General features: G+C 69.7%; 2 protein-coding genes. Both read left to right on the forward strand.

What is annotated here, in order from left to right:
- Window positions 1-527: 16S ribosomal RNA methyltransferase A (locus BN903_RS13085; RefSeq protein WP_048078152.1), on the forward strand; the 527-nt coding region annotated here is incomplete at its 5' end.
- Window position 528: 1 nt separating this feature from the next.
- A partial coding sequence (locus BN903_RS13090) for a mechanosensitive ion channel family protein (protein ID WP_048078153.1) occupies window positions 529-1,540 on the forward strand: 1,012 nt, incomplete at its 3' end.

Here is a 1,540-nt window from a genome sequence, read left to right on the forward strand (position 1 = left end):
ACCTCCCGCCCTTCTCGGCCTGCGTCGCGAACCTCCCGTACGGCGTCTCCTCGGAGATCGCGTTCCGGCTGCTCCCGGAGAAGAAGCCGCTCGTGTTGATGTTTCAGGCGGAGTTCGCCGAGCGCATGGTGGCGTCGGCCGGCGAGTCCGAGTACGGCCGGCTCTCGGTCTCCGCGCAACACTACGCCGACGTTGAGATCGTCGAGCGCGTCCCGAAGGAGGCGTTCGACCCGCAGCCGGCCGTCGAGAGCGCGGTCGTGCGCTGTACGCCCCGCGACCCCGAGTACACCGTCGGCGACGAGGCGTTCTTCCTTCGGTTCGTGAAGGCGCTTTTCACCCAGCGGCGCAAGACCGTGCGGAACGCGGTGCGGAACACGGCGCACATCTCCGGGCTCGACGACCCCGAGGCGGTCGTCGACGCGGCCGACGAGGAGCTACTGAGCAGCCGGCCGGGAACCTTGGAACCGGCGGCATTCGCCGCGCTAGCCGAGCTGGCCCGCGAACGCGGGTCACCGACGGAGTCGTGAGATGACGGGGTGGATCGGTCTCGCGGCGGACCTCCAGAGCGCGCTCGCGGGCAACCTCGGACGGTTCGCCGCCTCGGTGGGGATCGTCGTCACCGTGCTGGCGGTGCGGTACCTCACGGGACGACTGAAGCGGCGGGACGAGGATCTCACCTCCACCCAGCGGCTGCTGCTGTCGGCGGCGGTCGGCGTCGCCACCGCGCTGGGCGCGATCGCGCTGATCGCGGTGTGGGACCGGAGCGGCGCGCTCTTCGAGACCGCCCGGTCGGCGCTGAGCGCCGACCAGCTGTCGAACGTCGTCCTCGCCGTGATCCTGTTGGCGACCGCGTACGCGCTCACGGATTTCCTCGGCGGCGTCATCCGCGAGATCGGTACCGAGAGCGCGTCGATCTCCCAACATCAGCAGGAGGTGATCCTCCGGATCACGCAGCTGACCGTCTACACCGCGGCGCTGGTCTCCGTCGTCGGGCTGTTCACCGACAACGTCGGAAGCCTCCTCGTCGGCGCGGGGTTCCTCGGGATCGTGGTCGGGATGGCGGCGCGGCAGACGCTCGGCGCGATACTGGCCGGCTTCGTGTTGATGTTCTCTCGACCGTTCGAGGTCGGCGACTGGGTCGAGATCGGCGACCACGAGGGAACGGTGACGGAGATATCGATCATGAGCACGCGGCTGCGCTCGTTCGACGGCGAGGTGATCACGATGCCGAACGATACCGTCCGGTCGGGGTCGATCGTCGACCGCTCGCGGCGGAACCGCCTGCGGATCGAAGTCGAGGTCGGCGTCGACTACGACACCGACGTCGAGCGCGCGGCCGCGGTCGTCGAGGAGGCGGCCGCGGGCGTCGAGGACGTCGCCGAGATGCCCGAGCCGAACGCCGTGACGAAGCGGTTCGCGGACTCCGCGGTCGTTTTGGGGCTCCGCTACTGGATCCGCAACCCCAGCATGCGGAAGCGCTGGCGGACCCAGACGGCCGCCATGGGAGCGATGAAGGACGCGCTCGAAGCCGAGGGGATCG

The organism is Halorubrum sp. AJ67 (assembly GCF_000513435.1).